Annotated in this window: 34 protein-coding genes and 1 pseudogene; 24 read left to right on the top strand and 11 right to left on the bottom strand. The window is 68.5% G+C overall.

What is annotated here, in order from left to right; translation table 11 throughout:
* A partial coding sequence (locus tag N1028_RS15600) for an MIP/aquaporin family protein (RefSeq protein WP_259530313.1) occupies window positions 1-399 on the bottom strand: 399 nt, incomplete at its 3' end.
* A gap of 174 nt (window positions 400-573) precedes the next feature.
* Between N1028_RS15600 and dhaK the strand changes: the two genes are divergently transcribed.
* The 7 genes from dhaK (at window position 574) to N1028_RS15635 (ending at window position 5,241) form a co-directional block, all read left to right on the top strand.
* On the top strand, window positions 574-1,575 hold the full coding sequence (dhaK, locus tag N1028_RS15605) for a dihydroxyacetone kinase subunit DhaK (RefSeq protein WP_259530314.1): 1,002 nt from the start codon (window positions 574-576) through the stop codon (window positions 1,573-1,575).
* A gap of 10 nt (window positions 1,576-1,585) precedes the next feature.
* The gene (dhaL, locus tag N1028_RS15610) at window positions 1,586-2,239 is read left to right on the top strand and encodes a dihydroxyacetone kinase subunit DhaL (RefSeq protein ID WP_259530315.1); all 654 of its coding nucleotides are present in this window, start codon (window positions 1,586-1,588) and stop codon (window positions 2,237-2,239) included.
* A gap of 1 nt (window position 2,240) precedes the next feature.
* Complete coding sequence (gene dhaM / locus N1028_RS15615) at window positions 2,241-2,963, top strand: dihydroxyacetone kinase phosphoryl donor subunit DhaM (protein ID WP_259530316.1); 723 nt, start codon at window positions 2,241-2,243, stop codon at window positions 2,961-2,963.
* 81 nt (window positions 2,964-3,044) lie between these two features.
* Window positions 3,045-3,419 (top strand): hypothetical protein, encoded by a 375-nt coding sequence (locus N1028_RS15620; RefSeq protein ID WP_259530317.1) that lies wholly within the window; start codon window positions 3,045-3,047, stop codon window positions 3,417-3,419.
* A gap of 66 nt (window positions 3,420-3,485) precedes the next feature.
* Window positions 3,486-3,860 (top strand): iron chaperone, encoded by a 375-nt coding sequence (locus N1028_RS15625; RefSeq protein ID WP_259530318.1) that lies wholly within the window; start codon window positions 3,486-3,488, stop codon window positions 3,858-3,860.
* Complete coding sequence (locus tag N1028_RS15630) at window positions 3,857-4,612, top strand: DNA adenine methylase (protein WP_259530319.1); 756 nt, start codon at window positions 3,857-3,859, stop codon at window positions 4,610-4,612. The genes N1028_RS15625 and N1028_RS15630 overlap by 4 nt, the downstream gene beginning before the upstream one ends.
* A 50-nt stretch (window positions 4,613-4,662) precedes the next feature.
* Window positions 4,663-5,241: a GNAT family N-acetyltransferase gene (locus tag N1028_RS15635; RefSeq protein WP_259530320.1), complete on the top strand. Its 579-nt coding sequence runs from the start codon at window positions 4,663-4,665 to the stop codon at window positions 5,239-5,241.
* Window positions 5,242-5,274: 33 nt separating this feature from the next.
* On the opposite strand, the gene N1028_RS15640 is transcribed toward N1028_RS15635, so the two are convergent.
* The 3 genes from N1028_RS15640 to N1028_RS15650 form a co-directional block, all read right to left on the bottom strand.
* Window positions 5,275-5,523, bottom strand: coding sequence for a hypothetical protein (locus N1028_RS15640; protein ID WP_259530321.1), 249 nt, complete (start codon window positions 5,521-5,523; stop codon window positions 5,275-5,277).
* A gap of 72 nt (window positions 5,524-5,595) precedes the next feature.
* The gene (locus tag N1028_RS15645) at window positions 5,596-6,285 is read right to left on the bottom strand and encodes a Pr6Pr family membrane protein (RefSeq protein WP_259530322.1); all 690 of its coding nucleotides are present in this window, start codon (window positions 6,283-6,285) and stop codon (window positions 5,596-5,598) included.
* Entirely contained in the window at window positions 6,282-7,199 is a 918-nt protein-coding gene (locus N1028_RS15650; RefSeq protein WP_259530323.1) for a DUF5996 family protein, read from the bottom strand. Before N1028_RS15650 ends, N1028_RS15645 begins: the two co-directional genes overlap by 4 nt.
* Before the next feature lie 122 nt (window positions 7,200-7,321).
* Here N1028_RS15650 and N1028_RS15655 point away from each other — a divergent pair, with 122 nt between their 5' ends.
* The 12 genes and pseudogenes from N1028_RS15655 to N1028_RS15710 all read left to right on the top strand — a co-directional run bounded on the left by N1028_RS15655 (window position 7,322) and on the right by N1028_RS15710 (window position 15,792).
* A complete protein-coding gene (locus N1028_RS15655) occupies window positions 7,322-8,446 on the top strand; it encodes a glycosyltransferase family protein (RefSeq protein WP_259530324.1) in 1,125 nt (374 codons plus the stop codon).
* A complete protein-coding gene (locus tag N1028_RS15660; protein ID WP_259530325.1) occupies window positions 8,443-9,528 on the top strand; it encodes a glycosyltransferase in 1,086 nt (361 codons plus the stop codon). Before N1028_RS15655 ends, N1028_RS15660 begins: the two co-directional genes overlap by 4 nt.
* Entirely contained in the window at window positions 9,525-10,589 is a 1,065-nt protein-coding gene (locus tag N1028_RS15665) for a glycosyltransferase (protein ID WP_259530326.1), read from the top strand. Before N1028_RS15660 ends, N1028_RS15665 begins: the two co-directional genes overlap by 4 nt.
* Window positions 10,586-11,410 carry a glycosyltransferase family 2 protein gene (locus N1028_RS15670; protein WP_259530327.1) on the top strand — a complete coding sequence of 275 codons (825 nt, stop codon included), beginning with the start codon at window positions 10,586-10,588 and terminating at the stop codon, window positions 11,408-11,410. Before N1028_RS15665 ends, N1028_RS15670 begins: the two co-directional genes overlap by 4 nt.
* 35 nt (window positions 11,411-11,445) lie before the next feature.
* Window positions 11,446-11,811: a hypothetical protein gene (locus N1028_RS15675; RefSeq protein WP_259530328.1), complete on the top strand. Its 366-nt coding sequence runs from the start codon at window positions 11,446-11,448 to the stop codon at window positions 11,809-11,811.
* Entirely contained in the window at window positions 11,811-12,107 is a 297-nt protein-coding gene (locus N1028_RS15680) for a DUF7882 family protein (RefSeq protein WP_259530329.1), read from the top strand. The genes N1028_RS15675 and N1028_RS15680 overlap by 1 nt, the downstream gene beginning before the upstream one ends.
* A 59-nt stretch (window positions 12,108-12,166) precedes the next feature.
* Window positions 12,167-12,841: a dihydrofolate reductase family protein gene (locus N1028_RS15685; RefSeq protein WP_259530330.1), complete on the top strand. Its 675-nt coding sequence runs from the start codon at window positions 12,167-12,169 to the stop codon at window positions 12,839-12,841.
* Window positions 12,842-12,843: 2 nt separating this feature from the next.
* A complete protein-coding gene (arr, locus tag N1028_RS15690; RefSeq protein ID WP_259530331.1) occupies window positions 12,844-13,266 on the top strand; it encodes an NAD(+)--rifampin ADP-ribosyltransferase in 423 nt (140 codons plus the stop codon).
* A 104-nt stretch (window positions 13,267-13,370) separates the two neighbouring features.
* Window positions 13,371-13,721: pseudogene (locus tag N1028_RS15695) on the top strand (inorganic phosphate transporter); the annotation flags it as partial.
* A gap of 146 nt (window positions 13,722-13,867) precedes the next feature.
* Entirely contained in the window at window positions 13,868-14,032 is a 165-nt protein-coding gene (locus N1028_RS15700) for a hypothetical protein (RefSeq protein WP_259530332.1), read from the top strand.
* Window positions 14,033-14,166: 134 nt separating this feature from the next.
* Window positions 14,167-14,937: a phosphatase PAP2 family protein gene (locus N1028_RS15705; protein WP_259530333.1), complete on the top strand. Its 771-nt coding sequence runs from the start codon at window positions 14,167-14,169 to the stop codon at window positions 14,935-14,937.
* A gap of 108 nt (window positions 14,938-15,045) precedes the next feature.
* Window positions 15,046-15,792: a DUF1206 domain-containing protein gene (locus N1028_RS15710; RefSeq protein WP_310795609.1), complete on the top strand. Its 747-nt coding sequence runs from the start codon at window positions 15,046-15,048 to the stop codon at window positions 15,790-15,792.
* Window positions 15,793-15,878: 86 nt separating this feature from the next.
* On the opposite strand, the gene N1028_RS15715 is transcribed toward N1028_RS15710, so the two are convergent.
* A complete protein-coding gene (locus tag N1028_RS15715; RefSeq protein ID WP_259530334.1) occupies window positions 15,879-16,226 on the bottom strand; it encodes an ArsR/SmtB family transcription factor in 348 nt (115 codons plus the stop codon).
* 91 nt (window positions 16,227-16,317) lie between these two features.
* Between N1028_RS15715 and N1028_RS15720 the strand changes: the two genes are divergently transcribed.
* Entirely contained in the window at window positions 16,318-17,643 is a 1,326-nt protein-coding gene (locus N1028_RS15720; RefSeq protein ID WP_259530335.1) for an NAD(P)-binding domain-containing protein, read from the top strand.
* Here the strand turns inward: N1028_RS15720 and N1028_RS15725 are convergent.
* Both N1028_RS15725 and N1028_RS15730 read right to left on the bottom strand, forming a co-directional pair.
* A complete protein-coding gene (locus N1028_RS15725; RefSeq protein WP_259530336.1) occupies window positions 17,640-18,032 on the bottom strand; it encodes an arsenate-mycothiol transferase ArsC in 393 nt (130 codons plus the stop codon). The genes N1028_RS15720 and N1028_RS15725 overlap by 4 nt on opposite strands.
* Before the next feature lie 57 nt (window positions 18,033-18,089).
* Window positions 18,090-18,764: an arsenate reductase/protein-tyrosine-phosphatase family protein gene (locus N1028_RS15730; protein WP_259530337.1), complete on the bottom strand. Its 675-nt coding sequence runs from the start codon at window positions 18,762-18,764 to the stop codon at window positions 18,090-18,092.
* An 84-nt stretch (window positions 18,765-18,848) separates the two neighbouring features.
* Here N1028_RS15730 and N1028_RS15735 point away from each other — a divergent pair, with 84 nt between their 5' ends.
* The gene (locus N1028_RS15735; RefSeq protein ID WP_259530338.1) at window positions 18,849-20,237 is read left to right on the top strand and encodes an FAD-dependent oxidoreductase; all 1,389 of its coding nucleotides are present in this window, start codon (window positions 18,849-18,851) and stop codon (window positions 20,235-20,237) included.
* Between the two features lie 57 nt (window positions 20,238-20,294).
* Here N1028_RS15735 and N1028_RS15740 read toward each other — a convergent pair whose 3' ends face one another.
* Window positions 20,295-21,011, bottom strand: coding sequence for a GAF and ANTAR domain-containing protein (locus N1028_RS15740; protein ID WP_259530339.1), 717 nt, complete (start codon window positions 21,009-21,011; stop codon window positions 20,295-20,297).
* Window positions 21,012-21,020: 9 nt separating this feature from the next.
* Window positions 21,021-21,248, bottom strand: coding sequence for a hypothetical protein (locus N1028_RS15745; protein WP_259530340.1), 228 nt, complete (start codon window positions 21,246-21,248; stop codon window positions 21,021-21,023).
* A gap of 142 nt (window positions 21,249-21,390) precedes the next feature.
* Between N1028_RS15745 and N1028_RS15750 the strand changes: the two genes are divergently transcribed.
* Entirely contained in the window at window positions 21,391-22,344 is a 954-nt protein-coding gene (locus tag N1028_RS15750) for a fatty acid desaturase family protein (RefSeq protein WP_259530341.1), read from the top strand.
* A 182-nt stretch (window positions 22,345-22,526) separates the two neighbouring features.
* Entirely contained in the window at window positions 22,527-22,814 is a 288-nt protein-coding gene (locus N1028_RS15755) for a hypothetical protein (RefSeq protein WP_259530342.1), read from the top strand.
* Window positions 22,815-23,189: 375 nt separating this feature from the next.
* On the opposite strand, the gene N1028_RS15760 is transcribed toward N1028_RS15755, so the two are convergent.
* Both N1028_RS15760 and N1028_RS15765 read right to left on the bottom strand, forming a co-directional pair.
* Window positions 23,190-23,609, bottom strand: a complete 420-nt coding sequence (locus tag N1028_RS15760; protein WP_259530343.1) for a nuclear transport factor 2 family protein — start codon at window positions 23,607-23,609, stop codon at window positions 23,190-23,192.
* 122 nt (window positions 23,610-23,731) lie between these two features.
* Window positions 23,732-24,631, bottom strand: a complete 900-nt coding sequence (locus N1028_RS15765; RefSeq protein WP_259530344.1) for an acetoacetate decarboxylase family protein — start codon at window positions 24,629-24,631, stop codon at window positions 23,732-23,734.
* Between the two features lie 516 nt (window positions 24,632-25,147).
* Here N1028_RS15765 and N1028_RS15770 point away from each other — a divergent pair.
* Complete coding sequence (locus N1028_RS15770; RefSeq protein ID WP_375163418.1) at window positions 25,148-25,954, top strand: acetoacetate decarboxylase family protein; 807 nt, start codon at window positions 25,148-25,150, stop codon at window positions 25,952-25,954.
* Window positions 25,955-26,015: the final 61 nt, after the last annotated feature.

Raw genomic sequence — 26,015 nt, forward strand, 5'->3', positions numbered from 1 at the left:
GCCGAGCTTGTTGGCCGCTTCGGGCTCCGCGTCGAAGTGCTGCTTGTAGGCGAGCCACACGAACACGGCACCGATGATCGCGCCGATCAGCTGCGCGCCGATGTAGGCGAGCACCGAGAGGGCGTTCACGTCGACCGCGGTGGCCTCCGACCCGAACGAGGTGGCGCCGTTGGCCAGGAGGCCGAGCGTGACCGCGGGATTGAGGTGCGCGCCGGAGGCGTAGGAGACGATGACGCCGGCGAAGACCGCGAGGCCCCAGCCGATGTTGACCATCAGGAAGCCGCCGTTGAAGCCCTTGGTGCGCACGAGCGCCACGTTGGCGACGACGCCGCAACCGAGGAGCACGAGCATGGCCGTGCCCACGAGTTCCGAGAGGAAATCGATACCGAGATTGTCCACGTTGACCTTCCTTCGCACTGACTGGCCGCGAGTGCGGCCCCCGAGGTGGTCGGGTACTTCACAATATCCCCAGCGTCTTGCCAGGTATACGGCGAAACGGCGTAGATTTGCACCGGATGGCCAACCACTGGCTCCCGTCGCGGGCGACGAACGTCCGATCGGAGGGAATTTTCAATGAAGAAGCTCATCAACGATCCGAAGAACGTGGTCGACGAGGCGGTGGCCGGTTTCGAGGCCGCGCACGGCGACATCGTGACGGTCTCGCACGATCCGATCTACATCGCGCGGAAGGATGCCCCGGTGGCCGGCAAGGTCGCCATCGTCTCGGGCGGCGGCAGCGGCCACGAGCCGCTGCACGGCGGATTCGTGGGGTACGGGATGCTCGACGCGGCCGTGCCGGGGCCGGTCTTCACCTCGCCGACCCCCGACCCCATCCTCGCCGCCACGAAGGCCGTGGACTCCGGTGCGGGTGTGCTGCACATCGTCAAGAACTACACCGGCGACGTGCTGAACTTCGAGACCGCCGCCGACCTCGCGGCAGCAGACGGGGTCGAGGTGCGCACGGTCGTGATCGACGACGACGTGGCCGTGAAGGACTCGCTCTATACCGCCGGCCGACGCGGCGTGGCGGGCACGGTGCTGGTGGAGAAGATCGCGGGTGCGGCCGCCGAGCGCGGCGACGACCTCGACGCGGTCGCCGCCGTGGCCGAGAAGGTCAACGGTCAGGTGCGCACGATGGGCGTGGCACTCACTCCGTGCGTCGTGCCGCACGCGGGGGAGCCGAGCTTCACGCTGGCCGACGACGAGATCGAGATCGGCATCGGCATCCACGGGGAGCCAGGTCGTGAGCGCATCAAGCTGGCCCCCGCCGACGAGATCGTCGACCGCCTGCTCAAGCCCGTGCTGGAGGATCTTCCGTTCGCCTCGGGCGACAAGGTGCTGCTGCTCGTGAACGGCATGGGGGGAACGCCCCAGGTGGAGCTCTACGTGGTGTTCCGGCACGCGGCCGAGGTGCTCGCGGGCAAGGGCATCGAGGTCACCAGGAGCCTCGTGGGCAACTACGTGACCTCGCTCGAGATGCAGGGCGTGTCGATCTCGGTGCTGAAGCTCGACGACGAGTTGACCGAACTCTGGGACGCCCCCGTGCAGACCGCCGCGCTGCGGTGGGGAAGGTAGGGTCGATCGGATGACACTGGGCATCGACTGGACGACCGACTGGATCCGGCGGAGCGCTGCCGTCGTCTCGGAGCACCGGGGTGAACTCATCACCCTCGACCGGGAGATCGGCGACGGTGACCATGGAGAGAACCTCGACCGTGGCTTCACCGCCGTGCTCGCGAAGCTCGACGACCTGCCCGCCGACGCGTCGCCGGGCGATGCGCTGAAGCTGGTGGCGACGACGCTGATCTCGACCGTGGGCGGCGCGTCGGGCCCTCTGCTCGGCACCGCCTACCTCAAGGCCGCCGGGGCCGTGGGCCAGGAGAAGGAGCTCGACGGCGCCGCACTCGTGGCGCTGCTGACCGCTGCCCGCGACGGCGTCGTGCTCCGAGGCAAGGCCGAGCCGGGCGACAAGACGATGATCGATGCGTGGACGCCGGCCGTCGACGCTGCGGCCGCAGCCGTCGCCGACGGCAAGGACGAGGTCGCCGTGCTCGAGGCCGCAGCGGCGGCCGCCGAACAGGGCGCCGAAGCGACCGAGCCGCTCGTGGCCCGCAAGGGTCGCGCGAGCTACCTGGGTGACCGCGCCATCGGGCACCGCGATCCCGGCGCCCAGTCGTCGTCGCTCCTGCTGCGCGCCGCTGCGGATGCCGCGGCAGGCGCCCCGTCGGCGGGGCAGTGACGTGAGCGGGACTCCCGGCAGGGTCGGCGTCGTCTTCGTGTCGCACAGCTCCAAGATCGCGGAGGGGCTTGTCGAGCTCGCCGCGCAGATGGCGCAGCACACCACGCTCGTGGCGGCCGGCGGCACGGACGACGGCGGCATCGGGACGAGCTTCGACAAGGTCGGCCAGGCCATCGCCGAGGCCGACTCCGGGGCGGGAGTCGCCGTGCTCTGCGACCTCGGGTCGGCCATCCTGACCGCCGAGACCGCGCTCGACTTCCTCGACGACGACGTTCGGGACCGCGTGCGCATCGTGGACGCGCCGCTCGTGGAGGGCGGGGTCGCGGCGGCGGTTGCCGCCGAGTCGGGCGCCTCGCTCGCCGAGGTCGTGGCGGCGGGGCGGAGTGCTGCGGGCGGCAGGACCGAGAGCGACGGCGGTGCATCCGGTGGGTCGGCGGCGGGTGCCGCGGCATCCGGTGACGCGCAGACCGGCCACTCGCGCACGGTGACGATCGTGAACCGCGACGGCCTGCACGCCCGGCCCGCCGCCGAGTTCGTGAAGCTCGCGGGAACCTTCGACGTCAAGGTGACGGTCAATGGGAAGGACGCCAAGAGTCTGCTGGGCATCATGGCGCTCGGCCTCACGAAAGGCGCCCCCGTGGAGGTCGCGAGCGCGGATCCGGCCGGCCGTGAAGCGGTCGACGCCCTCGCCGATCTCATCGAGACCGGTTTCGGCGAGGCGTGACGAATCTCGATTCCGTGAGAAAATCGAGGAACCGGGGTTTCGCACCGCGACCCCGGTGATCGAGAGGAACCAGAGAACAGCATGGCTAGCAGCGCAACGAAATGCCCCGTCTGCGGGAAGTCGGTCGCCGTCGGCCTCGTCTCCCAGACGATGATCCAGCACGAGGACAAGCACGGCGCGCGATGCAGGGGCACCGGCAAGCCGCCCGTCGTGTCGGCCCGGGCGGCCGCCGCGGCCGCCTCCGGAACCGCCGGTTCGTCGGCGACGCGGTCGACCAGGAAGACCTCGACGAGCCCCGCCGCCAAGGGCGGTGTGACCGTGCGTCGCGTGGAGGTCGACCCCGAGGTGCTCCGCGAGCGCCAGGAGCGCTCCGAGCGGCTGCGGCAGGAACGTGCCGAGGCGGCGCGCGAGCGCAACGAGATCCACGTCTCGTACTTCGACGAGCCCAGGCACTGATCCGGGTCCAGCACGACCCTCGGGGCTGAGACAGGCGCCCGGGCGAGTTCGAGGAGAGGTGGGGCCGTGCCAGAGCAGGCTGCCGAATCGGTCGAGGAGTACATCGCCTCGTTCCCGCCGGAGGTGCGGCGGCGGCTCGAGGAGCTTCGCGCCCTCGTGCGCGGAGCTCTCCCGGGCGCGGAGGAGTCGATCGGCTACGGCATGCCGACCTACTCCTACGACGGCCGGCACCTCACCTTCTTCGCGGGTTGGAAGTCGCACCTCGCCCTGTACGCCGTCCACTCCTTCGCCGGGGACGACGCGCGTCTGGAGGCGGACATCGCTCCGTACCGGTCGGGGAAGGACACGGTGAAGCTGCCGGTGAAGGACGAACTTCCCGGCGAACTCATCACGCGCGTGGTCGCGGCTCTCCGGGCGAAGCGGAACGCCCCTCGGGCGTGAAGCGGCGCGCGGGCGGCCGGGTCGATCCGCCGTACTTCGATTCGGTGCGCGCCCGACGCGATGCACGCCTCGCGGCTCTGACCGCATCCGAGGAACTGCGCGGATTCGTGGACCCCTTCGTCGATGGCGGGGCGGCCGCGCTGGCGGTGCTGCAGCGGTTCCCGGATGCGTCGGTGACGCTCGCGAGCACCGACGAGGAGCTCGTGGCCACCTGGGAAGCGGTGCGCGACGAGCCAGAGGCGGTCATCCGTTCGATGCGGGGACTGGTGGGCGGGCATGGGCCCGCGCAGTTCGCGGCGGTTCGCGCCGATGCCGCGTCGGCGGGTGCGGAGCGGGCGGCGCGCTTCATCTACCTGCGCGGTGCGGCGGCTCCGGATGCGCGTGGCCGGCCACCCGTGGATGTCGCCTCGGCGACGATGGGTCGGGGTGACGTGGTCTTCGATGAGGCGAACCTGCGGGCGGTCTCGGCGCTCGTCGCCCGCTCGGACGTAGCCTTCGAGCGGTTGTCGCCGTTCGCGCTCCTGCCGCGGGTGCAGGAGGACGACCTCGTGTACCTGGACACGGATTCGGCGGGAGCGGTGTCGGCGGGGCCGCGGGAGCTGCGAAGCCTCGTGGGTGCGATCACCGCGCGGGGCGGGCAGGTGCTGGCCACGGCGGAGCTCACGGGGCTCACCGTGGTGGCCGACGGGCTGTGGGGGAGCGGCAACCTGCGGCGTGCGCTCGCCAGGGAGGGTGCCGACGGTCGTTCGTAGGAGCCCCGCGACCTGTTGCCTCCCCCGGGCGGCGGTGCCAGGGTGGCGGCATGCAGATCGAGGTGCGGCCGGCGACCGTCTTCGCCGATGTGGCGACGATGGTGGGTCCCAAGCGCCCGGACGCGAACGTGTGCTGGTGCCTGAGCTACCGCATCCCGTCGAAGCAGAACCAGGAGCTCGTGGGTCTCCGGCGGGGTGAGCTCGTGAAGCAGCTCGTCCAGGAGGATCCGCCTCCCGGTGTTCTGGCGTACGACGGCGACGAGGTGGTCGGCTGGGCGGGCGTGCATCCGAGGGCCGACACGACGTTCGCTCGGAACCGCCGCATCCCCTCGCTGGACGAGCGGGAGGTGTGGTCGGTGTGGTGTCTGCGGGTCCGGCCTGGTCATCGAGGCGAGGGCATCTCGCATCCGCTGCTCGCCGGGGCGGTCGCCTTCGCGTTCGAGCGGGGTGCGGAGGTGGTGGAGGGCTACCCGGTCGACAACCGGGGCGAGAAGGTCGATCTCACCATGGCGTACGTGGGGACGCGCGCGCTGTTCGAGGCGGCCGGCTTCACAAAGGCGGCCGAGACGACATCGGTGCTCAACGGGTTTCCGAGGCTGCTGATGCGCCTCGAGAGGCCGGCGCCCTGACGGCACCGGCCTCTCGAAATCGGTGGAGTGGGCTCAGGCGTGCTTGGCCCTGCCGGCGATGGACTCCCGGATGGCTTCCTCGTCGACGTCGACCTCGCCCACGTCGTCGGGCCCGCCCTCCCCGGGCAGGGAGATGACCGCCCCCTCGTCGACCTCAGGGTCGTCGAGGTGCGCCGAACTGCGCGGTTCGTCCTGCGACTTCTCGGTCTCTCGCCCGCTGGAGGGGCTGTAGGAGACGTCCTTCTGGACGGTGTCGTCGTCGTTACCGCTCTGAATGGCCATGGCCTCGACGATACGACCCTCTGCGCTGCCCGCAACCCCCAGGCCTCCCTCAGCCGAGAGCGGCTCCGCGAATCAGCGGGAGCGGCGGTCGTGGACGAGGGCCGGGAGGTGCTTGTCGAGGAGGGTGAGGATGGCTGCTATCGCGACCGCGACGAGGAGGATGACGGCGGAGTTGCGGAGGGAGTCGGCCAGGCCGATGAGGTCGACGTCGAGGAAGGGGTAGGGGTACCAGCCGGTGAGGGCGCCGCGCACGAAGGTGAGTACGAGCCAGGCCAGGGGCCAGAGGAAGGCGAGGGCCATCACCCGCCACGACATCCGGGGCCGCGGCCCGAAGATCAGCCAGCCCAGGAGCGTCGCCCAGGGGGAGATGTAGTGGAAGCCGATCGTGGCGGCGAGGGCCCATCCGGCGGGGTGCACGAGTCCGGCGAGCACGAAGTCGTAGACGAGCCCCGTGATGATGATGCCGAGCAGCGCGTCGAGCCTCACCACGCGCCACACCCGCCCGTCGCGGCCGATGCTCACGGCGAGCGCGATCGAGGTGCCGAGCACGAACAGGTTGCTCTGGATGGTGAAGTAGCTGAAGAGGTTGATCAGCCGTTCGCCGAGGCTCTGGCTCGTGGTGGGCTGGAAGGAGTTGACGTCCTGCCCGTTCGTGAAAACGAGCACGAGCTGGATGACGAGCGCGGCGCCCACGACCACGGCGATGCCGCCGAACCAGATCCGCGCCGCCCGCGCCCGTGCGGTGGTCACGGCGGTGGTCACGACCGCGCTCCCGGCAGTGCGTCGTCCCAGCGGGCCAGGGTGCGCGCGGCCTCGAAGGTGGCCTCGAGGAACTCGGCGACGAGCGCATCCGGATCGGCCGCGGTGCGCACCGCCTCGTACGGGAGAAGGAACTCGCCGAGCTCGGCACTGTAGTAGGCCGGCGCAGGGACCGGCGCCTCGGCGAAGCCCTCGGGCACCGGATACGCGTAGGAGTAGAACGCACCCTCGGTGCCGCCGCCGGGCCAGAAGCCGGCGCTGCTGATCTCGTGCGAGTAGCCCTCGAACATCACGTGGTCGGGGCAGTTGGGCACCCCTCCGGGGTGCGCGGGCGCTTCGCGGCCGGAGAAGCGGGTCACCGCGAGGTCGAGGGCGCCCCAGAACAGGTGCACCGGGCTGACCTTGCCGAGGAACGGTGCCCGGAACGCTGTGAGCACCCGCTCGGCCTGGATGAGCTGCCGCCAGAACAGCGTCACGGCACGGCTGTCGTAGCTGCAGTGCTCGGTGTCGTCGGCGAACGGGATGGCGGGGTCGACCTCGTTGGGGCGGGCGTGGATGGCGACCTCGATGCCGAGACCTTCGAGCCCGGCGAGCACCTGCTCGTAGAACTCCGCGACCGACATCGGCTCGAGGGGGAGCTCGGTGATCCGGCCGTCGCTCCGGCGCAGTTCGAGCCGGTGCACGAGGAGGTCGAAGTCGATCTCGAAGAGGTCGGTGCCGTAGGGGATCGGCCCGGTCGTGAGACCACGGGCGGTCACGTAGAGCGGCACCTGCCACCAGTGGTTGACCATCGGCGCGAACGCCATGCGGATCTTGCCGACGATCTGCGTCCAGAGGTGGAACGTGGCGCGGGTGTCGGCCCAGTCGTCGACAGCGAGGGCGGGCCAACCGGTGGCGTGGGATTCCTTGGTGCTCACGGCTCCACGCTAGTGGTCCGCCCGATGGGATCGCCAGAAAACCGATCGTGTCAAGAGGGTTGCCGTGATCGGCGGAACACGTTGACTGGGAGCTGGGAGAGGAACATCGAATGAGCAGTGTCATGTCCGGGATCAGAGCGCGAGGAGGCGACGAGGGGGATTCCCGCACCATTCGCGTGGCCTCGGTGCCGTCGTCGCACGTCTACGTGAAGCACCTGTCGTCGCCGCTCTCGAACGACGGTGTGACACGGCTGCCCGATCCGGACCCCGACGACCACCGACGCTCCGCGGTGTCGCGCTGGTGGCCTCCCGTGATGCTCGACCCGGCCTGGGTGCGCGAGCACGCGGCGGAGTTCGACGTCTTCCACCTGCAGTTCGGCTTCGACGCCCGCACTCCGGAGGAGCTCGCCGAGCTCGTCGCGGCCCTGCGGGAGACCGGCAAGCCCTTCGTCTACACGGTGCACGACCTGCGGAACCCCCACCACCTCGCGCGCGAGGCCCACGACGCCCAGCTCGACGTGCTCATCCCGGCGGCGGATGCGCTCATCACCCTCACTCCGGGTGCCGCGGCCGAGATCGAGCGGCGCTGGGGGCGCACGGCGCTCGTGCTGCCGCACCCGCACGTCGTCGACATCGACACCATGGCGGCCGTGCAGGCACGCCGGGTCGGGAGCCCCGAGAGCGACGGGGGCTTCCGGGTGGGCGTGCACGTCAAGAGCCTGCGCGCGAGCATGGACCCGCTGCCCGTGATCCGTGCCGTGGCCACGGCGGTCGCCGAGATCCCCGGCGGCGTGCTGCAGGTCGACGGACACACGGACGTGCTGACGCCCTCGGGGGCGCGCCATGACGAGGCGCTCAGCGCCTACCTGCAGGAGGCGAGCGGGCGAGGTGAACTCGAACTGCGCATCCACGACTTCTTCACCGACGCCGAGCTGTGGGAGTATCTCGCGAGCCTCGATGCCTCCGTGCTGCCCTACCGCTTCGGCACCCATTCGGGCTGGCTCGAGGCGTGCCGCGACCTCGGCACGGCGGTGATCGCTCCCGACTGCGGCTACTACTCCGAGCAGGGGGCCGTGATCGGCTACCACAACGATGAGGACGGCCTCGACGTCTCGTCGCTGCACACGGCCGTGCACGTCGCCGCGCGCACCGCGTCCCCGCCGCCCGAGCCGATCCCCGAGCGCCGACGGCAGCGCGAGATGATCTCCGCCGCTCACCTCGATCTGTACCGGGGTCTCGTCGGATGAAGCGCCTTCGCATCTGCCTGATCGCCTCGAGCCGATTCCCCGTGGCCGAGCCGTTCGCGGGAGGACTCGAAGCCCAGACGCACACCCTCGCCGGGGCGCTGCGCGACCGTGGGCACGACGTGACGCTCTTCGCCGCGCCCGGATCGGACCCGGCGCTCGGGGCCACAGCGCTCGACGTGGCCGAGTTCGAGCCGTCGGATGAGGCGCGATCCGACGTGGGGGCCTCGCCGGAGCAGTGGATGCGCGAGCACCACGCCTACCTCTCGCTCATGCTCGACCTCGCACGGACGGGGCACGATCGCTTCGACGTGGTGCACAACAACAGCCTGCACCACCTGCCCGTGGCCCTCGCCCCGACGCTGTCGGTCCCCATGGTCACGACGCTTCACACCCCGCCGACGCCTTGGCTCGAGTCGGCCATCCGGCTCACTCCGACCGCGCACGGCCCCTCGCGGTTCGTGGCGGTCAGTGGCGACACGGCCTCGCGGTGGGCCGGGAGCGTGCCGGCGGAGGTCATCCTGAACGGCATCGACACCGAGCGCTGGCGCTTCGGGCCCGGTGGAACGGACGCCGTGTGGTTCGGCCGGGTGGTCCCCGAGAAGGCTCCGCACGTGGCGATCGACGCCGCGAGGCTCGCCGGAGTGCCGCTCGTGCTCGCGGGGCCCGTGCACGACCACGGCTACTTCAGTCGCGAGATCGCACCGCGGCTCGGCGACGGCGTGCACTACGCCGGTCACCTGGCGAGCGAGGAGCTGATCGAGCTCGTGCGGCACTCGTCGGTGTCGATCGTGTCGCCCGACTGGCCGGAGCCCTACGGTCTCGTCGCCGCGGAGTCGATGGCGTGCGGCACTCCCGTCGCGGGTGTCGCGACGGGCGCGCTGCCGGAGATCGTGACGGCGGCCGGCGGGAGGCTGGCGGCGCCGGGAGACGTCCAGGGGCTCGCCGACGCGGTGCTCGGAGCGCTCGAGCTGCCGCGGAGGGGCGTGCGCCGCCACGCCGTCGAACGCTGCTCGGTGGAGACGATGGTGGACGAGTACGAACGATGCTTCACGGGGCTCCTCGGCGAGGCGCGGGCGGCGTGATCGGATACTACGTGCACCATCAGGGGCGAGGGCACGCCTCCCGGGCCGCGGCCGTCGCAGCCCGGCTGGGCCGCGAGGTCACGGGACTCTCGTCGTCGCCGCGACCGGACGGCTGGGCGGGGGAGTGGATCGAGCTGCCGCGCGACAACGGGCCCGCGGCCGATCCCGGTGCCGGTGGCGATGCTGCCGGTGGTGCCGGTGGTGCCGCATCCGATGCTCCGGATGCCGGCGGCGTGCTGCACTGGGCCCCGCTTCGGCACGAGGGCTTGCGGCGGCGGTCGGCGGCGATCTCGGAGTGGATCGAGCGGACCCGGCCCGCGGCGATGGTCGTGGATGTGTCCGTGGAGGTGGCTCTGCTGGCGCGGCTGCACGGGGTCCCGGTCGTGAGCGTCGTGCTCCCGGGGGAGCGCTCCGACGGGCCCCACCGCCTCGGGTTCGGCGTGTCGAGCGCGCTCATCGCTGCCTGGCCGCCGGCCGCGACGGGCATGGTGAGGGGTCTCACGGCATCCGATGCCGATCGGCTGGAGGAGGTGGGAGCGATCTCGCGGAAGCCGTCGTCGACGAGCGCCAGCACGCTGGGCACGACGGCCCTGCGGGTGCTCGTGCTCGCCGGCGCGGGCGGAGGGGGTGCGGAAGCGCGGGTACTGGAGGAGGCGCGCGCCGACACTCCGGACTGGCACTGGGACGTGGTGGGGGGAACGAGCGGGCGCTGGGTCGACGACCCGTGGCCGCTCATCGTGGCGGCGGATGTCGTGGTCGCGCACGCGGGGCAGAACGCGATCGCCGAGATCGCGGCCGCGCGGCGCCCGGCCGTGATCGTGCCCGAGGACCGTCCGCACGACGAGCAGCGGAGCACGGCGGCCGTGCTGCGCCGATCCGAGTGGCCGGCGGTCGTGCTCGATCGGTTCCCCTCCTCCGGGTGGCCCGCGCTGCTCGAGCGGGCCGCTGCCCAGGACGGCGCGCTGTGGCAGGGCTGGAACGACGGGCTGGGCGCCGAGCGCGCCGCGGCTGTCATCCGCCGCGTCGCCGATGCGGCCCGCGTGCCGACGGTGGTGTCGTGAGCCGCACCGCCGTGATCACGATCGTGCACGGCCGCCGCGACCACCTCCTGCTGCAGCGACGAGCGCTCGACCGGGCGGGGGAGCGGCCGCATCTCCACATCGTGGTGGCAATGGACGACGAGGACCTCGTGCGCTCGACGGCCCCCGAACTCGAGGGGGTGCACGTCGTGAGCCTCGGAAGCACCGATCACGGGCTGCCCTTAGCGCGGGCCCGCAACCTCGGCGCGGCGACGGCCCGCGCGCTCGGCGCTGACGTGCTCGCCTTCCTCGACGTCGACTGCGTGCCGGGCCAGGGGGCCGTGGCAGCCTACGCCCGGGCGGCCGCCGATCCGGAGCTCGCCGATCGCCTGCTCTGCGGGCCCGTCACCTACCTCACCCCTGCACCCGACGGTGGCTACGACCTGGACAGGCTCGAGGAGGCGGATGCGCCGCATCCGGCGCGGCCGGCTCCCGCGCCGGGCGAGGTCTCACTCGGCGGGGCGCACGAGCTGTTCTGGTCGCTGTCGTTCGCGCTCACCGTGCCGACCTGGAGCCGTCTCGGCGGTTTCTCGGAGGAGTACGTGGGCTACGGCGGCGAGGACACCGACTTCGCCTACCGGGCTCGGGATGCCGGCGTCGAGCTGGCATGGATCGGATCGGCGCGCGCCTACCACCAGCACCACCCGGTGAGCAGCCCGCCCTTCGAGCACCTCGACGAGATCATCCGGAACGCGACGATCTTCCACCGGGTCTGGGGCACCTGGCCGATGACGGGATGGCTCGACCGCTTCGAGGAGCTGGGGCTCGTGGTGCGCTCGGAGGCGGGGCTCTTCCGCGCCTGACGCCGTTAAGCTGCTGGAGGTGGGAGGGTGATGTCATGAAGACCGTCAAATACGGAGTGGAGGCGTTCCAGACCTCCGACGCGGTGGCGAACGCCTTGATGACCTTCGCGGCGTCGTTGAGATCGATGGACCACGGGCTGCTCGTCACGGTTCCGACGATCGAGGAGGACGGCCGGGAGGGTTCCATCTCGCTCGTGCTCGGACCGGGGATCCCGATCCTGTCGAGACCCAGCGTCTCGGCCGTGGCGGATCCGGATGCCGTCGCCCTGCTCGAGCAGATGTCCCAGGCCACCCGCAAGCGCACGACGGCCAGCGCGGTGGTGCCGGGGGAGACCGGCCCCGACATCGCCGTGCACCTCAACCTCGCCGACGCCGAGCACCTCGAGCGGAACGAGATCTGATGGGGCGGCTCCTCTACGGTCCTCAGGAGCGCGAGATCGAGTTCGCCGACCGCGTGCTCGCGCATGTGCAGGTCGTCATCGTGAACAAGCTCCGTCGTTCGGAGTCGTTCACGCTGTCGTGGGCCGAGATCGGCGAGGACGGTCGCACGACGGTGTGGATGCATCCGGCGGTGCCGATCCAGTTCCAGTTCGATTCCTCGAAGTCGCCGCAGCTGAACAACGCGTGGCTGCGAGATCTGAATGCGGCCGCCGCCCGGGGCGATCTCCGTGTCTCGGAGGAGCCCGCCCCCGGCTGACCGACGTCTGGCTGCCCGACCCGATGTTGACGGCGTCCACTTTCTGCTAGCGTGACCACATGGTCAAGCTCAGAGTGCACAACCTCGCCGTGTCGCTGGACGGTTTCGCGACGGGGGAGGGCCAGGCGCTCGAGACGCCGTTCGGGCACGCGGGCGGCAGGCTGATGGAGTGGTTCCTCCCCACCCAGGCGTTTGTGGAGATGTCCGGCCACGAGGACGAGGCCCTCGGAGCGGGGACGACCGGGGTCGACAACGCATTCGCGGCCGCCACCGGCCGGGGGATCGGTGCCGAGATCATGGGGCGCCGCAAGTTCGGCCCCCAGCAGGGGCCATGGGAGGACGAGTCGTGGCGGGGCTGGTGGGGTGAGGAGCCGCCGTTCCACTCTCCGGTTGTGGTGCTCACCCATCACGAGCGGCCGGAGCTCGAGGTGGGTGAGACGACGTTCCTGTTCCGCTCGCTGCCTCCCGTCGAGGCGCTCGAGCTGGCGACCGAGCTGGCCGGCGGGCTCGACGTGCGCCTCGGCGGCGGCGCCACCGTCGTGCGCGATTTCCTCGCGGCCGATCTCGTCGACCACCTGCACATCGTGGTGGTGCCGATCGTGCTCGGCCGGGGCGTGCGGGTGTGGGACGGCCTCGAGGGTCTCGAGGAGCGCTTCGACGTGGAGGTGACGGCGTCGCCCTCCGGTGTCGTGCACTACGTGTTCTCACGCAGCGGATCGCGGCCGGGCGCCTGATCGTGAACGCGGCGCACGAAACGGGGCCGTTCTTCCACGGCACCACGGCCGACCTCGAACCGGGCGATTCGCTCTCGGCCGGCTTCCGCTCGAACTATCGGCCCGATGTCGTGATGAACCACATCTACTTCACGGCGCTCCGTGACGGCGCCGGCCTGGCGGCAGAACTCGCGGCCGAGCTCGCGCCCGACGAGCGTGCACCTCGGGTCTACCGCGTCGAACCGACGGGTGCCTTCGAGGACGACCCGAACGTCACGGACAAGAAGTTCCCCGGCAACCCGACCCGCTCGTACCGCAGCACCAGCCCATTGCGCGTCGTGGAGGAGATCACCGACTGGCCGCGGCTCGCTCCCGAGGCGCTGCAGGTGTGGCGCGAACGCCTGACCGCTCGGCCCCCGGAGGAACGGGGCGAGATCCTCAACTGAGGCGAGCCGTTCACGCGGTATCCACTCGACCTCCCGGTGGCAGCTCCCGTGTGCGGGGCCAGACAGGGCGTGAGCGACCATCGCGGCCGCGGGAGGACGGAACGATGGATGTGCTCATCACCGTGATCCTGGTAATCCTGGTGATCGTGGTGGCCCTGGTGTTCGACTTCACGAACGGATTCCACGACACGGCCAACGCGATGGCCACCTCGGTCGCCACGGGAGCCCTGAAGCCCCGCGTAGCCGTCGGCATCTCTGCGGTCCTCAATCTGGTCGGGGCATTCCTGTCGACCGAGGTGGCGAAGACCGTCTCGGACGGCATCATCAACGAGGGCGAAAACGGTGTGGAGATCACCCCCACGCTCATCTTCGCCGGACTGGTCGGTGCCGTGCTCCGGAACCTCACGACCTGGTACCTCGGCCTGCCCTCCAGCTCGACCCACGCCCTGTCCGGAAGTCGACAACGCTGATGTGTGCAATGGCATCTGATGTTGACTCAATCGCTATTGACTCAATCATGGTAGGCATGATCGAAGATGGCACGTCCGGGTTCTGAACGTCCCGGCGACCGGTCGTCATCCACAACAGAAGGAGAAAAACAGTGAACATCCTGCTTATCGCCATCGCGGTCATCGCGGTCATCCTGCTGTTCACGGGCGGCTTCGTCTCGTCGCTGAACTTCCTGCTCTGGGTGGGTCTCATCCTGCTCGTGCTCGCCGTGATCGTGTTCCTCGTCCGGATGCTCTCCGGCAACCGCCGCGTCTGACCTCACAACCCCGACCGAGAGGGTCCAGCACCGATGGCCGAAGCGCGCCACACCGTCACGATGGAGGCACGGATCGCCGCCGGCTGGACTCTCTCAATCGGTCCCGATCGCTTCGGCGCAGAAGCAGCGGAGCGATGACCGCGACCCGCAGGGGACGCATCGCTCAGTGGCGCGACAAGTTCATCGTCGAAGAGCGGTACCTGCAACCAGCAGCCCGCCGGCGCCTCTACGTGACCAGCGGCATCCTCGTCGCAACCGGTGCGGTCGCCTTCGCGTTCCTGCTCGTCAGTGTGGTCACGCAGACCGGCTTCCATGAACTCGACGCGACTGTTGAGGCCTGGTTCAACGAGCGCGTCGACGGCACCGCGACCGGCATCATGATCGTCCTGGCCGTCGCGTTCGGTCCGGTCGCTCTCCCGATCATCATCCTCGTCGTGCTCGTCATCTGGATCAGCGTGGCGCGGCACCTCTGGCGGCCCCTGCTCCTGGCCGGCGGCATGATCAGCGGGGTCGTGCTCGCGCAGACCATCGCCCCCCTCGTGCAGCACCCACGGCCACCGGTCGGGTTGATGCTGTTCGGCCCCGACCACTCCTTCTCCTTCCCCTCCGGGCACGTGCTCGGCACGTCGGACTTCCTCCTCATCACCGCCTATCTCCTGGCCAGTCGCATTCAGCGCACCTGGTTCACCATCGCCGCCTTCAGCGTCGCGATCGCCTCGATCGGGATGCAGATCGTCAGCCGCCTCTACCTCGGCTACCACTGGATCAGTGACACGACCGCATCGATCGCGTTGTCGCTCGTCATCGTCGGCACGGTGATCGCCATCGACACCCACCGCACCGTCCGAGTCCCCGGTGAACCCATTCTCGGGCCGCTGTCGCAGCTGCAACGCGACGGCACCTGACCCATCCGCCGCATTCCCCACCCGCAGATCGAAGGGCCCCCACCCATGAGCACACGCTCCACGGCACGCCGAGCAGCGAACACGGCCGGCAACAGCACCATCCTGAACGTGCTGGCCCGCGTCGGATACGCCGCCAGCGGCCTCGTGCATCTGCTGCTGGGTTATCTCGCCATCCGCGTGGCCTTCAATCAGAGCGGCGAAACCGATCAAGCCGGCGCCCTCGCAGAGGTCGCGGAACTCCCTGGTGGCACCGTCCTGCTCTGGGTGATCGTCGTCGGCCTGATCGCACTGAGCCTGTGGCTGATCGTGCAGACCGTTCTCGGGGTCGGTTCGGCGTCGAAGAAGCGGTGGGTTCGAAGCCTCGTGGCCGCGGGTAAAGCAGCCGCCTACGTCGCCCTCGGTCTCACCGCGCTGACGTTCGCTCTCGGGCAGAGCGCCGACGGCAGCGACTCCGCACAGCAGGCGAGCGCGACCATCCTGGCCCTGCCCGGTGGTCAGTTTCTGCTCGGCGCCGTTGGAATGATCGCCCTGGCCATCGGCGGATACTTCATCTTCAAAGGCGTCACCCGGAAATTCGAAGAAGACCTCACCATCCCGAGCGGCACGCCCGGACGGGCAGTACGCATCCTGGGAGTCGTCGGATATGTCGCCAAGGGAATCGCCACCGGCGTCGTGGGAATCCTCCTGGTCGTCGCCGCGGCCACCCTCGACCCCAAGAGCTCCACCGGCCTGGACGGCGCCTTGAAGTCACTGGCGGAACTGCCGTTCGGAGTGGTCGTTCTCGTTGCCGTCGGAATGGGCCTCACCGCTTACGGCATCTACACCTTCGTGCGCGCCCGCTACGCCCGTCTCTGACCGCAGACAGCTTCGGGAACAGGAGCGGATCGTCTCGACGTCGGGCCAGTCCGTGCCGGCTATCGGCCGGATGGTCACGGTGCCTGTCAGGAGCGGAGGGCTTGGGCCGCCCGGTCGAGGGCGTCGGTGACCACGCGGTAGTAGGCCCACCGGCCGCGCTGCTCGCGCACGGCCAGGCCTGCGTCGACGAGTTGCTTCATGTGGTGCGACACGGTCGGCTGCGACAGCCCCACGGGCTCGGTCAGGTCGCAGATGCACGCCTCCCCGCCCTCGCTCGCCGCGATCAGCGAGAGAAGGCGCACCCGCGTCGGGTCGCCTAGCGCTTTGAAGGTGCGGGCGATCCGCTCGGCCTCGTCGACCGCGAGCACCCCGCCGGTGACGGGGGTGCAGCAGGCCTCGGCATCCGTGGTCAGCAAGGGCAGTGCGATCGTCATACCTCGATTGTCGCATGTCATATTGACATCTGTCGATGAATCGAGCAATGTCGATGCATTGAGTTTCATCGATGTGTGAGGGAGTCGTACGGTGCAGAACGATCTACCCGTCGTCGTGATCGGTGCCGGTCCCCAGGGCCTGGCGGCGGCCGCGCACCTGGTCGAGCGCGAGCAGCCCGTGCTGGTGCTCGAGGCTGGCGAGAGCGCCGCATCCGCGGTGTCCGAGTGGGGCCATGTCCGCCTGTTCTCGGCGTGGAGCGAGCTGGTCGACGAGGCCGCGGCCCGCCTGCTCGAGCCCACCGGCTGGGAGGCTCCCGCCGCAGGATTCCCGACGGGCACTCAGTGGATCAGCAGCTACCTGGCGCCGCTCGCCGCTGCCCTGGGCGAGCGGATCCGCTACGACGCGCGCGTCGTCGGCGTCTCTCGCCGAGGGCGTGACCGACTGGTCGACGCGGGCCGTGCGGAGCAGCCCTTCACCGTCCACGTCGAATCGGCCGATGGCGCCGAGTACCGGGTGGATGCGCGCGCCGTGATCGACGCATCCGGCACCTGGTCTGCTCCGAAACCCGCCGGCGCCGACGGTCTTCCCGCGCTCGGTGAGCGCGCGGCCGCAGAGCTGCTCGAGTATCGCATCCCGGACTATCGGGCCCGCACCAAGTACGAGGGCACGCACAGCGTCGTCGTCGGCTCCGGTCACTCGGCCGTGACAGCCGTGATCGCACTCGGCAGGATCGCGCGACGCGATCCGTCGACCGAGGTCACGTGGGTGCTCCGCCGCGGCGCCGTCGGCAACACGTTCGGCGGGGGAGAAGCCGACGAGCTCCCGGCCCGCGGGCAGCTCGGCATCACCGCGAAGGAGTTCGTCGATGCCGGTCTGATCGACATCGTGACGGGCTTCCGGGTTGAGAGGATCGACCGTGACGGCGACCGTGTGGTCCTGACCAGCGAAGACGGCCGCACGCTCGGGCCCGCCGATCACGTGGCGGTGCTGACCGGGTTCCGGCCCGACCTGTCGTTCCTGTCGGAGCTGCGGCTCGAGCTGGATCCGACGCTGCAGGCTCCGGTGCGGATCGCCGTCGAGGTCGACCCCAACGTGCACTCCTGCGGCTCCGTGGCCGCCACCGGAGCGAAGGATCTCGCCCACCCCGAGCCCGGCTTCTACCTCGTGGGTGCCAAGTCCTACGGCCGGGCCCCGACGTTCCTGGCGATGACGGGCTACGAGCAGGTGCGCTCCGTCGTCGCGGAGCTGGCCGGTGACCACGAAGCCGCAGCCCGGGTCGAGCTGGTGCTGCCTGATACAGGCGTGTGCGGGGGAGCGGGCCTGTTCGACTCGACCGGGACCGCGATCGGCGGCAGCTGCTGCGATCTGCCGGAGCAACCGCTCAGGCAGATCGGGCGAGTGCCCACCTCGATCTAGCGGAGGATCTCCGCGCGGATCGTGGCGGCCACGGCCTCTCGCAGCGGCCGCACCGCCTCGGCGTCCCATGCCTCCGGGTTCGGGAACGACCACTCCAGCACCTCGCCGCGCGGCATCGACGGCAGAGCCAGCCCCGGCTTCATCAGCACCACGATGTCGGCCTCATCGAGGTCCGAGCTCGTGACCGCGCGCGGCACGTTGTGCGCGATGTCGATGCCCAGCTCGGCGACCGTCGCGGCAACGGCCGGGTTCACCCCATCGGCGGGCGAGAGACCGGCCGAGATCGCCGTGAACCGGCCGCCGGCCAGATGGTCGAGCAGGGCTGCTCCGAGCTGGGAACGGCCGGCGTTGTGCTGGCAGATGAACAGGACGGTGGGCGTGGGGGGCATGGATTGCTTTCCGTAGGGGTGCGGGATGGCTCGGGCGGAATCAGGGGTGCCCCGCGCTCAGGATGCGGCGAGCCGCGGGGCGAGATCCGAGATGCGACGTCGCAGTTCGGCGAAGGCGGTGTCGAAGGCGGCGGTGGTGCCGATTCGAACCGGGTCCGGGATCGACCAGTGGAGGTTCCCGGTGATGCCCGGCTCCTCGTGGGCGTTGTCGCAGACGGTGACGACGAAGTCGGTGTCGGTGAGCACATCGGCGAGGCTGCGCGGTCGCACGTCCGCAAGCGCGAGGTGGTGGCGTTCGGCGGCGCGGATCGCGCCCGCATCGATCCGGTCGGCCGGGTGCGTGCCTGCGGATGCGGCAGGAATGCTCGACTGCCGCTCCCAGAGCGCGGCCGCGAGCTGCGACCGTGCCGAGTTCGCGGTGCACACGAACACCACCCGCTCGGCCCGCCCCACGGCACCCGGGGTGAGCCCGACGAGCGCGGTGTCGGTCAGGTGCACGTAGGAGCGCCGCTTGTCCGCCTCCGACCGCGACCGCGTCACCATCCCGACCGCTTCCAATGCGTTCAGGTGATGGGTGACGAGGTTGGAGCGGATGCCGACCGCGACCTGGATCTCGGTGGGGGAGAGGTCACCCAGCGTGAGCAGATCGACGATGCGCAGCCGCGCCGGCTCGCTGAGCGCGGCGTGCTTCGCTGCGCGCCGTTCCAGATCGTCATTTCGTTCAGTATTCATTGTTTCAATCTTGACTGAACTAGTGAGGTGGAGTCAAGATGGGGCCGACAGAGAGATCCCGCACCCTCAGGAAAGGCACACTCCATGCATCTGGTCGTGATCGGCGGAAACGACGCCGGAATCTCCACAGCGCTCCGCGCCCGCGAACTCGACCCGTCCGTCGACGTCACCGTCGTCGTCGCCGACTCGTACCCGAACTTCTCCATCTGCGGCATCCCGTACTACTTCTCCCGGGAGGTCGACCCGTGGCAGTCGCTGGCTCACCGCACTCACGCAGATCTCGAGGCGACGGGGATGCGGCTTCGCCTCGACACCCTCGCCACGGGCATCGATGTCGCCAGCCGGCAGCTCGCCGTGCGCGACGCCGGCGGCGTGGAGTCGACGATCGCCTACGACGAGCTCATGGTCGGCACCGGGGCCGCACCTTCGACCGCCGGCATCGTGGGAGTCGGGCCCGGCGGGCTCGGCCCTGACGACGGGGTGCATGTGCTGCATTCGATGGGCGACACCTTCGCGCTCGAGCGCTACCTCGACGAGCATCAGCCGGAGACGGCGATCATCGTGGGCGCGGGATACGTGGGCCTCGAGATGGCCGAGGCCCTCACTGTGCGGGGCCTCCACGTGACGCAACTGCAACGTGGCCCCGAGGTGCTTTCGACCCTCGACCCGGAACTCGGCACTCTCGTGCACGACGAGCTCACCCGGAACGGTGTGGACGTCGTCACCGGCGCTCGAGTCGAGGGAGTCGCCCGCGCCGCCGGTGGTCGACTCACTGTGACCGGACGAGAGAACGGTGAAGGCTACGCCCGCACGGCGGATGTGGTGCTCCTGGTCATCGGTGTGCGTCCCAACACCAGCCTGCTCACCGATGCCGGCGCGAGCGTCGCGGCCGGGGGAGCGGCCGTCGTCGACGAGCGGATGCGCACCGGCCTGCCCCATGTCTGGGCGGCGGGTGACGGCGTGGTCACCCATCATCGCCTGCTCGGCGTCACCTACCTGCCGCTCGGCACCACGTCGCACAAGCAGGGAAGGGTGGCGGGGGAGAACGCGATCGGCGGCAGCGCCCGATTCGCCGGGAGTCTCGGCACCCAGGTGGTGAAGGTCTTCGATCTCGTCGCCGCGCGCACGGGCCTCCGCGACCATGAAGCCGTCGCCGCCGGCCACACGCCCCTCAGCGGCACGGCTATCGCCGACGATCACAAGGCGTACTACCCGGGCGCGAAACCGCTGAGCATCCGGATCACCGGCGACACCGACAGCGGACTGCTGCTCGGAGCACAGCTCGTGGGAGCCCGCGGTGCCGAGATCGCAAAGCGGGTCGACACCTACGCCACCGCACTCCACCACGGCATGACGGTCGAGGCGATGAGCGATCTGGACCTCTCCTACACGCCTCCGCTCGGGTCGCCGTGGGATGCGGTGCAGGTCGCCACCCAGGCCTGGAGTCGACAGTCGGGGCACACGACCGTCTAGAGCACGTCGTCCAGGCCAGCGCCGTCTTCCGGCGTCGCCACTGCCCGTGGGTGGGGCTCAGGGGCGCAGGGATGCGGCGTCGATGACCTCCTGCGCCACGTCGGACAGGCGACGGCCGGTGCGGCGGGCCCGGTCGCGGAGGAGGGCGAACGCGTCGTGCATGTCAAGGCTCTCGGTGTGGGCCAGCACGCCTTTGGCCTGTTCGATGACGACCCGGCTGTTGAGCGCGTGCTGCAGCTGTTCGCGGGCGATGTCGGCTTCCCGAATGGCTCGTTCCTGCAGGATGCCGATCGTGGCGACGTCGGCCAGGGCCCGGGCGGTCGTGGTGTCCTTCGGGTCCAGCGGTCCGGTGCGATCGCTGAAGAGATTCAACGAGCCGATGGTCTCGTGCCGCAGCCGCATCGGGATCGCGTACATGGACTGATAGCCGAGGGTGGAGGCGTCGGTGGCGAACGTGGGCCACCTGGCGTAGGTGGAGGCGATGTTGTCGACGGCCACGATCGTGCCCGAGGTGTACGCGTCGACGCAGGGCCCCTCGTGGGCGTCGAGTTGGAGGAGGCCGATGAGGTGGCTTCGTTCGCTGGTCGAGGCGATGACCTCCAGCACGCCGTCGCCGTTGGGCAGGAGGATGCCGGCGTCGGCGGCATCGAGGATGTGCACCGTGCGCTCGACGAGCACGTGCAGGAGGTCGACGACGTCGAAATCCGCGACAAGGGTGTCGGCGAGATCGACGAAGGTCTCAGCGAGCTGTGCTTCTCGTGTCTGGCCGGTCATGCCCTCAACCTACGCCACACCGGCGCGTGGCTCGAGTGTGGAGATCACGGCCCGGTCGACGTTGAGGCCGTCGACGAGCGGCTTGATGAGATCCGGTTGAGCGGATGCGGGACCTGATGTGACGGTGTCCTCAGGAACGTGCCCGGGCGTCGCTGCGATGACGCGGTCGGGGTAGCCTGAGCTCAGGTCGCCCCAGCCCCGGTCACCGCGTTCCGGATCGAGACCCGCTGTGAGCATCCATCCCGACCTTCCCGTGCCTCGTGGTGTGACGAGGACCAGACCGAGACGCCACGGCGTCAACCCGACGTCCGAGTACTCCGGTCTGCTCCGTCAAGTCCGCGACGCCGGTCTCCTCGGCCGACGCCGCGGTTTCTACCTGATGACTTTCGCGGTGATCACGATCGCCCTGGCGGCGGCGGTCACCGCCTTCGTGCTGCTCGGCGACTCGTGGTTCCAGCTCATCGTCGCCGGCTTCCTCGGCATCGTCTTCACCCAGTACGCGTTCCTGGCGCATGAGGCCTCCCACCGGCAGATCTTCACCTCCGGCCGGGCGAACGACATCGCGGGGCGCGCCTTGGCGAACTCCGTCGTGGGCATCAGCTACTCATGGTGGATGACGAAGCACAGCAGGCACCACGCCAATCCCAACGTGCTCGGCCGCGACCCCGACATCGCCCGGGACGTCGTCTCGTTCACCGAGGATGATGCCGCGCAGGCGGTCGGCATGCTCGCCTGGTTCACCCGTCGGCAGGGCTATCTGTTCTTCCCCATCCTGGTGCTCGAGGGCCTCAACCTGCACCTCCACGGCCTCCGCACCGTCTTCGGACCGGGCAAGGTCGACAAGCGCCCCGTCGAGATCGCGATGCTCACCACCCGGCTGGGGCTCTACATCACAGCCGTCTTCGTGTTTCTCTCGCCGGGTGTCGGCGCGGCTTTCATCGGGGTGCAGCTGGCCGTCTTCGGGGTGTACATGGGTGCGTCGTTCGCTCCGAACCACAAGGGGATGCCCGTTCTCGCCCACGACAGCAAGGTCGACTTCCTCCGCCGCCAGGTGCTCACCAGCCGGAACATCAGCGGCGGACCCCTCGTGCAGATCTTCATGGGCGGTCTGAACCACCAGGTCGAGCACCATCTCTTTCCGAACATGCCGCGACCGAACCTGCGGCGGGCCCAGACGATGGTCATGGCCTACTGCCAGGCGCACGACATCGCCTACACCGAGACCACCCTCGTCCAGTCGTACGCCATCGTGGTGCGCTACCTGAACTCGGTCGGAATGGTGGCCGGCGGCGACCCCTTCGACTGCCCCGCACGGTCAGCGTTCGGCAGATAGCCCTCGAGAGGCGTCTCGCGTGTGGCACGAGACGCGGCAGTCCGCAACCCTCTGCGCGACGTCGCGCGGCAGGCTACTGTCAGGAATCGAAGCCCTTTGTCGTGGCGCCCCAGACCCTGGCGTATTGCGCTCGACAGCTTCCGGCGGTAATTCTTCCGCCCCATCATCAAGGAGACACTCCTATGTCCAACACTTCGCAGGGCGCTGCCCGCACTCACAACACTGTCGTCCGACGCGTCTTCAGCGAGACGAAGTCGGCTTTCAAGACCACCGAGTTCTACATCTGGCTCATCGTCTCCGCAGCGATCCTGATCGCCGCCGCCGTCACCGACCAGGGCGACGACGGTCAGGGCTTCGGCGCCGACCACGCCTGGCAGTACGTCGCCGTCGTGACGGCGGCCTACATCATCAGCCGCGGCATCGCCAAGGCCGGTACCCGTGCGCGCGGCAACGACAACGACAACGACTGACCTTCACCCCCCAAGGTGACGGAAGCCGCTCGGCCCTTCGGGGTCGGGCGGTTTCGTCTGTGCATCGGCTGTCGTATGCCGCGTCACATATGACGGCGGCCGCGGCTTCCAAGCCTGACAAACAACCCAGGGTGCGTACGGCAGCCCAAAGGCCCAGTATGCAGCGCGAGCGCGGCGAACTCAGTCAAGAGCCCTGCTGCCAGTAGAAGCTGTCGAGAAGTGGCCGGGAACAGCGGAGGAATGGAGAGGGCAAGTGGCCCACCATGGCGCTGCTGGGAGAGCACACGGGCGTCGCCTGCAATCGCGCCTCGACACATCATGCGCACGTTCTGGCGCATGAAGCTCAGTCACTTCCCTCTTGCCGCCATCAGGTTCCTACAGAAGGTCTTCGATACCCTCGTGGGAGAACTTTTCCAGAGCGTAGGCAGTGTCCGGGAACTCGTTGAGTTCGGCGACCTTGCCGTTCTCTGAGAAGCGGAAGTGGACAGCGTAGAAGTTCTCGTAGTCGAGCCCCTTATTCGTGACGGCTCTGGTTGTCACCTTGAGCGCCACTTTGTAGCCTTCGACGATGACGTCCGTGATCTCGGGTGTGAGACCGTTCGGGTAGACGAACTTCGCCACCTTTGCAACATTTGCGAACCCTTCGTGCCCGAAGTACTCAGCGTGCCCGACTTTGTAGTAGGCGTCTGGTTCAACGAGATGCTCGTAAACTGCCGGGTCGAAGGTGCAGAAGTAGTCGTAGAACTGCATTGCGAGCTGTCGTGACTTCACGTCGATGTCGGTGATTTCTGTCATGGTGTTCCTTTCGTGGGGAGTTGCTTTCTGGTGGCCAAAGTGTTGCTGAGCGCTGGCGCCCATTGAGCGGTCAAGTAAGCGCGAATGTGACTGACTGGAGCCGATGATCGCCGCTTCGGGAGTCAGATGGTGAGGGGAAGGCTTTCCACGACGAACATCGTGCTGATTGTCTCGTGTGCTACGTCTGCCACGATCAGGCTGGCGCTCACAAACCGACCTACGTCTAGGTCGTCAAGAGACTCCGCCTCACTGGGCCAAAACTCGAGGTGAAGCGGCTTCGCCACAAACTGCTTTTTCAGCAGCTGGCCCTTGTTCGCGTTCACGTCGGTGGACACAATGCTGCGGTCAACAAAGCCCTTATAGTCGACCGTCGGGATCTCGCGCACCGCCATTACCGGAACCGCCCCGACGAGCTTGGTTTCGTCCTCGGGAGCTGCGGCATTCAGGGGTCCAGCCACTTGCACTCGCAGACTTGCGATTCGGTGACTCTTTCGATCGACCGTGATCAGTACATCGTCGCCTTCTTCGACCGAGGACAGGTCGCCAGCTACTTCTGACCCGTTCAGATAGAACCGGATGTCTCCGAACTTCTTCAACATGCCATAGACCTGTCCGGAGAAGATCAGCATCTCCGGAACGGTTTTGTCGTGGGCAGGAGCCGCGCCGTCGACAAATTCCCAGCCGGCCTGCGCTTTCGTTCCTCTGTGGTCGACGGAGGACCAGAATGAGAACCCTGTGTATGGCGCGACACGACCGTCTCGTCCACGGAAATGTGGCGACGTGAACGCCATGATCGTGCAGTATGCAGGCGCATCGAGATCCACTTCCAAGGGGGGCGGGGCGATGAGCTTCTGCAACGCCGTATGGGTCGTCTCGAATGTCAACTGCAAGCGGGTCATGTTGCTGTGCTGGGGTGCATCGTACCCGTGCATGGCGGCCGTTCCTGGCCGCGCTCCCAGCACATTCGATACTCCGGCGGGGTTCTGGTCTGTGCCATAATCCGCCCGGTCAATTCTCGACATCTTGCTCCCCTTGCTTCGTGGATCGAACGACATTGTTCTGAAGCTCTCGTCACTTCGGAGCAGCGTCGCCCCTCGATCGGTGATACGAATCGCGGTTCATACGAACCTTGATTCGTAAGCTATGACTGCGCCACAGAGCTTGTCAAGTAGGGCTGCAAATCCCCGATGCGCGGGCGACCTGCGAGCTCGGGGCGTGCGGCTGCGCGTCGGCGTGACGGACAAGTCCAGAGCTCTCGAGGCTAACTGGGAAACAGCCCTAACGGAGCCTATTGCGGTGAGTTCAACTTGACAGTGAACGAGGGCCCGATTACGTTACGAATCACCGTTCGCGCGAATGACCATTCGTAGTCGGCGGGAGTGAACACCTCAGGGTGGCACAACGCTTCAGACCAATGTCGTTCTACGCACCTAGTAAAGGGGAGCATGATGTCAATAACCGATCGGGTGGACTACGGGACAGACAACAATCCCGCCGGCGTTTCCAATGTTCTAGGTGCCCGTCCCGGGACATCCGCAATGCATGGGTACGAAGCTCCTCAGCACGCCGACATGACGCGAGTCCAGTTCACCTTCGAGACAACTCACGATGCTCTGCAGAAGCTCATCGTGCCCCCGCCCCTCCAGGTCGATCGGGACAGGCCAGCATTCTGCACCATCATGGCCTTCACATCGCCGAATTTCCGCGGGCGAGACGGCCGGCTGGCTCCCTACACGGGCTTCGCCTTCTTCGCCGGCATCGACTACAAGGGGACCCCGGCTCAGGCGGGATGGGAGTTTGTCGACGGAGCAGCTCCGGCACACGACAAGACCATCCCCGAGATGCTGATCTTCTCTGGCCAGGTCTACGGGATGCTGAAGAAGTTCGGCGACATCCGGTTCTACCGCAACGGGCTCGAAGTCGCGGGAGATCTGTCGACAGTCGAAGAAGGCGACGACCTCCTGATTACCGTTGACCGGAAGAACCGGCGCATCGCAAGCCTCGGAGTCAAAGTGGGCGCCGCCATCGGCGGAGCATCCACTCAGACAGCAGCGACGGTGGGGGCAGTGCCAGTTCTTGCCGTACGGGAAATCCCTACGGTGGACTACAAGGGATACGTGGACCGCAGCATCGTGTCCAGCGATGTCAACGCGAACAGCTTCCAGGTGCCCACGAAAGAGTTCTCAGCCGAACCGCTGCAGCTCGAATTCTGGCCGAGCGAATCAGAATCCCTCGATCAACTCGAGGTGGGCGAATTCATCGCCGCTCGAGTGATCGTCGCAGATTCTCCTCACGAGACCATCAGCAGCATGTTCGTCCTGGAACAGCTCCCACTGACTCTTTGAGACATCTACCGGATACCGAGCAACACCGCGCCGCCGTCGTCTCCGACGCCTGAAGAAAAGT

It is taken from the genome of Herbiconiux oxytropis, assembly GCF_024979315.1.
Classification (GTDB): Bacteria; Actinomycetota; Actinomycetes; order Actinomycetales; family Microbacteriaceae; genus Herbiconiux; species Herbiconiux oxytropis.

What these genes read in the sequence shown, in the direction of transcription:
- dhaK (WP_259530314.1), top strand. Translation starts at nt 574, where the DNA reads ATGAAGAAGCTCATCAACGATCCGAAGAACGTGGTCGACGAGGCGGTG.
- dhaL (WP_259530315.1), top strand. Translation starts at nt 1,586, where the DNA reads ATGACACTGGGCATCGACTGGACGACCGACTGGATCCGGCGGAGCGCT.
- N1028_RS15620 (WP_259530317.1), top strand. Translation starts at nt 3,045, where the DNA reads ATGGCTAGCAGCGCAACGAAATGCCCCGTCTGCGGGAAGTCGGTCGCC.
- N1028_RS15635 (WP_259530320.1), top strand. Translation starts at nt 4,663, where the DNA reads ATGCAGATCGAGGTGCGGCCGGCGACCGTCTTCGCCGATGTGGCGACG.
- N1028_RS15640 (WP_259530321.1), bottom strand. Translation starts at nt 5,523, where the DNA reads ATGGCCATTCAGAGCGGTAACGACGACGACACCGTCCAGAAGGACGTC.
- N1028_RS15655 (WP_259530324.1), top strand. Translation starts at nt 7,322, where the DNA reads ATGTCCGGGATCAGAGCGCGAGGAGGCGACGAGGGGGATTCCCGCACC.
- N1028_RS15660 (WP_259530325.1), top strand. Translation starts at nt 8,443, where the DNA reads ATGAAGCGCCTTCGCATCTGCCTGATCGCCTCGAGCCGATTCCCCGTG.
- N1028_RS15675 (WP_259530328.1), top strand. Translation starts at nt 11,446, where the DNA reads ATGAAGACCGTCAAATACGGAGTGGAGGCGTTCCAGACCTCCGACGCG.
- N1028_RS15680 (WP_259530329.1), top strand. Translation starts at nt 11,811, where the DNA reads ATGGGGCGGCTCCTCTACGGTCCTCAGGAGCGCGAGATCGAGTTCGCC.
- N1028_RS15685 (WP_259530330.1), top strand. Translation starts at nt 12,167, where the DNA reads ATGGTCAAGCTCAGAGTGCACAACCTCGCCGTGTCGCTGGACGGTTTC.
- N1028_RS15705 (WP_259530333.1), top strand. Translation starts at nt 14,167, where the DNA reads ATGACCGCGACCCGCAGGGGACGCATCGCTCAGTGGCGCGACAAGTTC.
- N1028_RS15715 (WP_259530334.1), bottom strand. Translation starts at nt 16,226, where the DNA reads ATGACGATCGCACTGCCCTTGCTGACCACGGATGCCGAGGCCTGCTGC.
- N1028_RS15725 (WP_259530336.1), bottom strand. Translation starts at nt 18,032, where the DNA reads ATGCCCCCCACGCCCACCGTCCTGTTCATCTGCCAGCACAACGCCGGC.
- N1028_RS15730 (WP_259530337.1), bottom strand. Translation starts at nt 18,764, where the DNA reads ATGAATACTGAACGAAATGACGATCTGGAACGGCGCGCAGCGAAGCAC.
- N1028_RS15735 (WP_259530338.1), top strand. Translation starts at nt 18,849, where the DNA reads ATGCATCTGGTCGTGATCGGCGGAAACGACGCCGGAATCTCCACAGCG.
- N1028_RS15740 (WP_259530339.1), bottom strand. Translation starts at nt 21,011, where the DNA reads ATGACCGGCCAGACACGAGAAGCACAGCTCGCTGAGACCTTCGTCGAT.
- N1028_RS15745 (WP_259530340.1), bottom strand. Translation starts at nt 21,248, where the DNA reads ATGCTCACAGCGGGTCTCGATCCGGAACGCGGTGACCGGGGCTGGGGC.
- N1028_RS15750 (WP_259530341.1), top strand. Translation starts at nt 21,391, where the DNA reads ATGACTTTCGCGGTGATCACGATCGCCCTGGCGGCGGCGGTCACCGCC.
- N1028_RS15755 (WP_259530342.1), top strand. Translation starts at nt 22,527, where the DNA reads ATGTCCAACACTTCGCAGGGCGCTGCCCGCACTCACAACACTGTCGTC.
- N1028_RS15760 (WP_259530343.1), bottom strand. Translation starts at nt 23,609, where the DNA reads ATGACAGAAATCACCGACATCGACGTGAAGTCACGACAGCTCGCAATG.
- N1028_RS15765 (WP_259530344.1), bottom strand. Translation starts at nt 24,631, where the DNA reads ATGTCGAGAATTGACCGGGCGGATTATGGCACAGACCAGAACCCCGCC.
- N1028_RS15770 (WP_375163418.1), top strand. Translation starts at nt 25,148, where the DNA reads ATGCATGGGTACGAAGCTCCTCAGCACGCCGACATGACGCGAGTCCAG.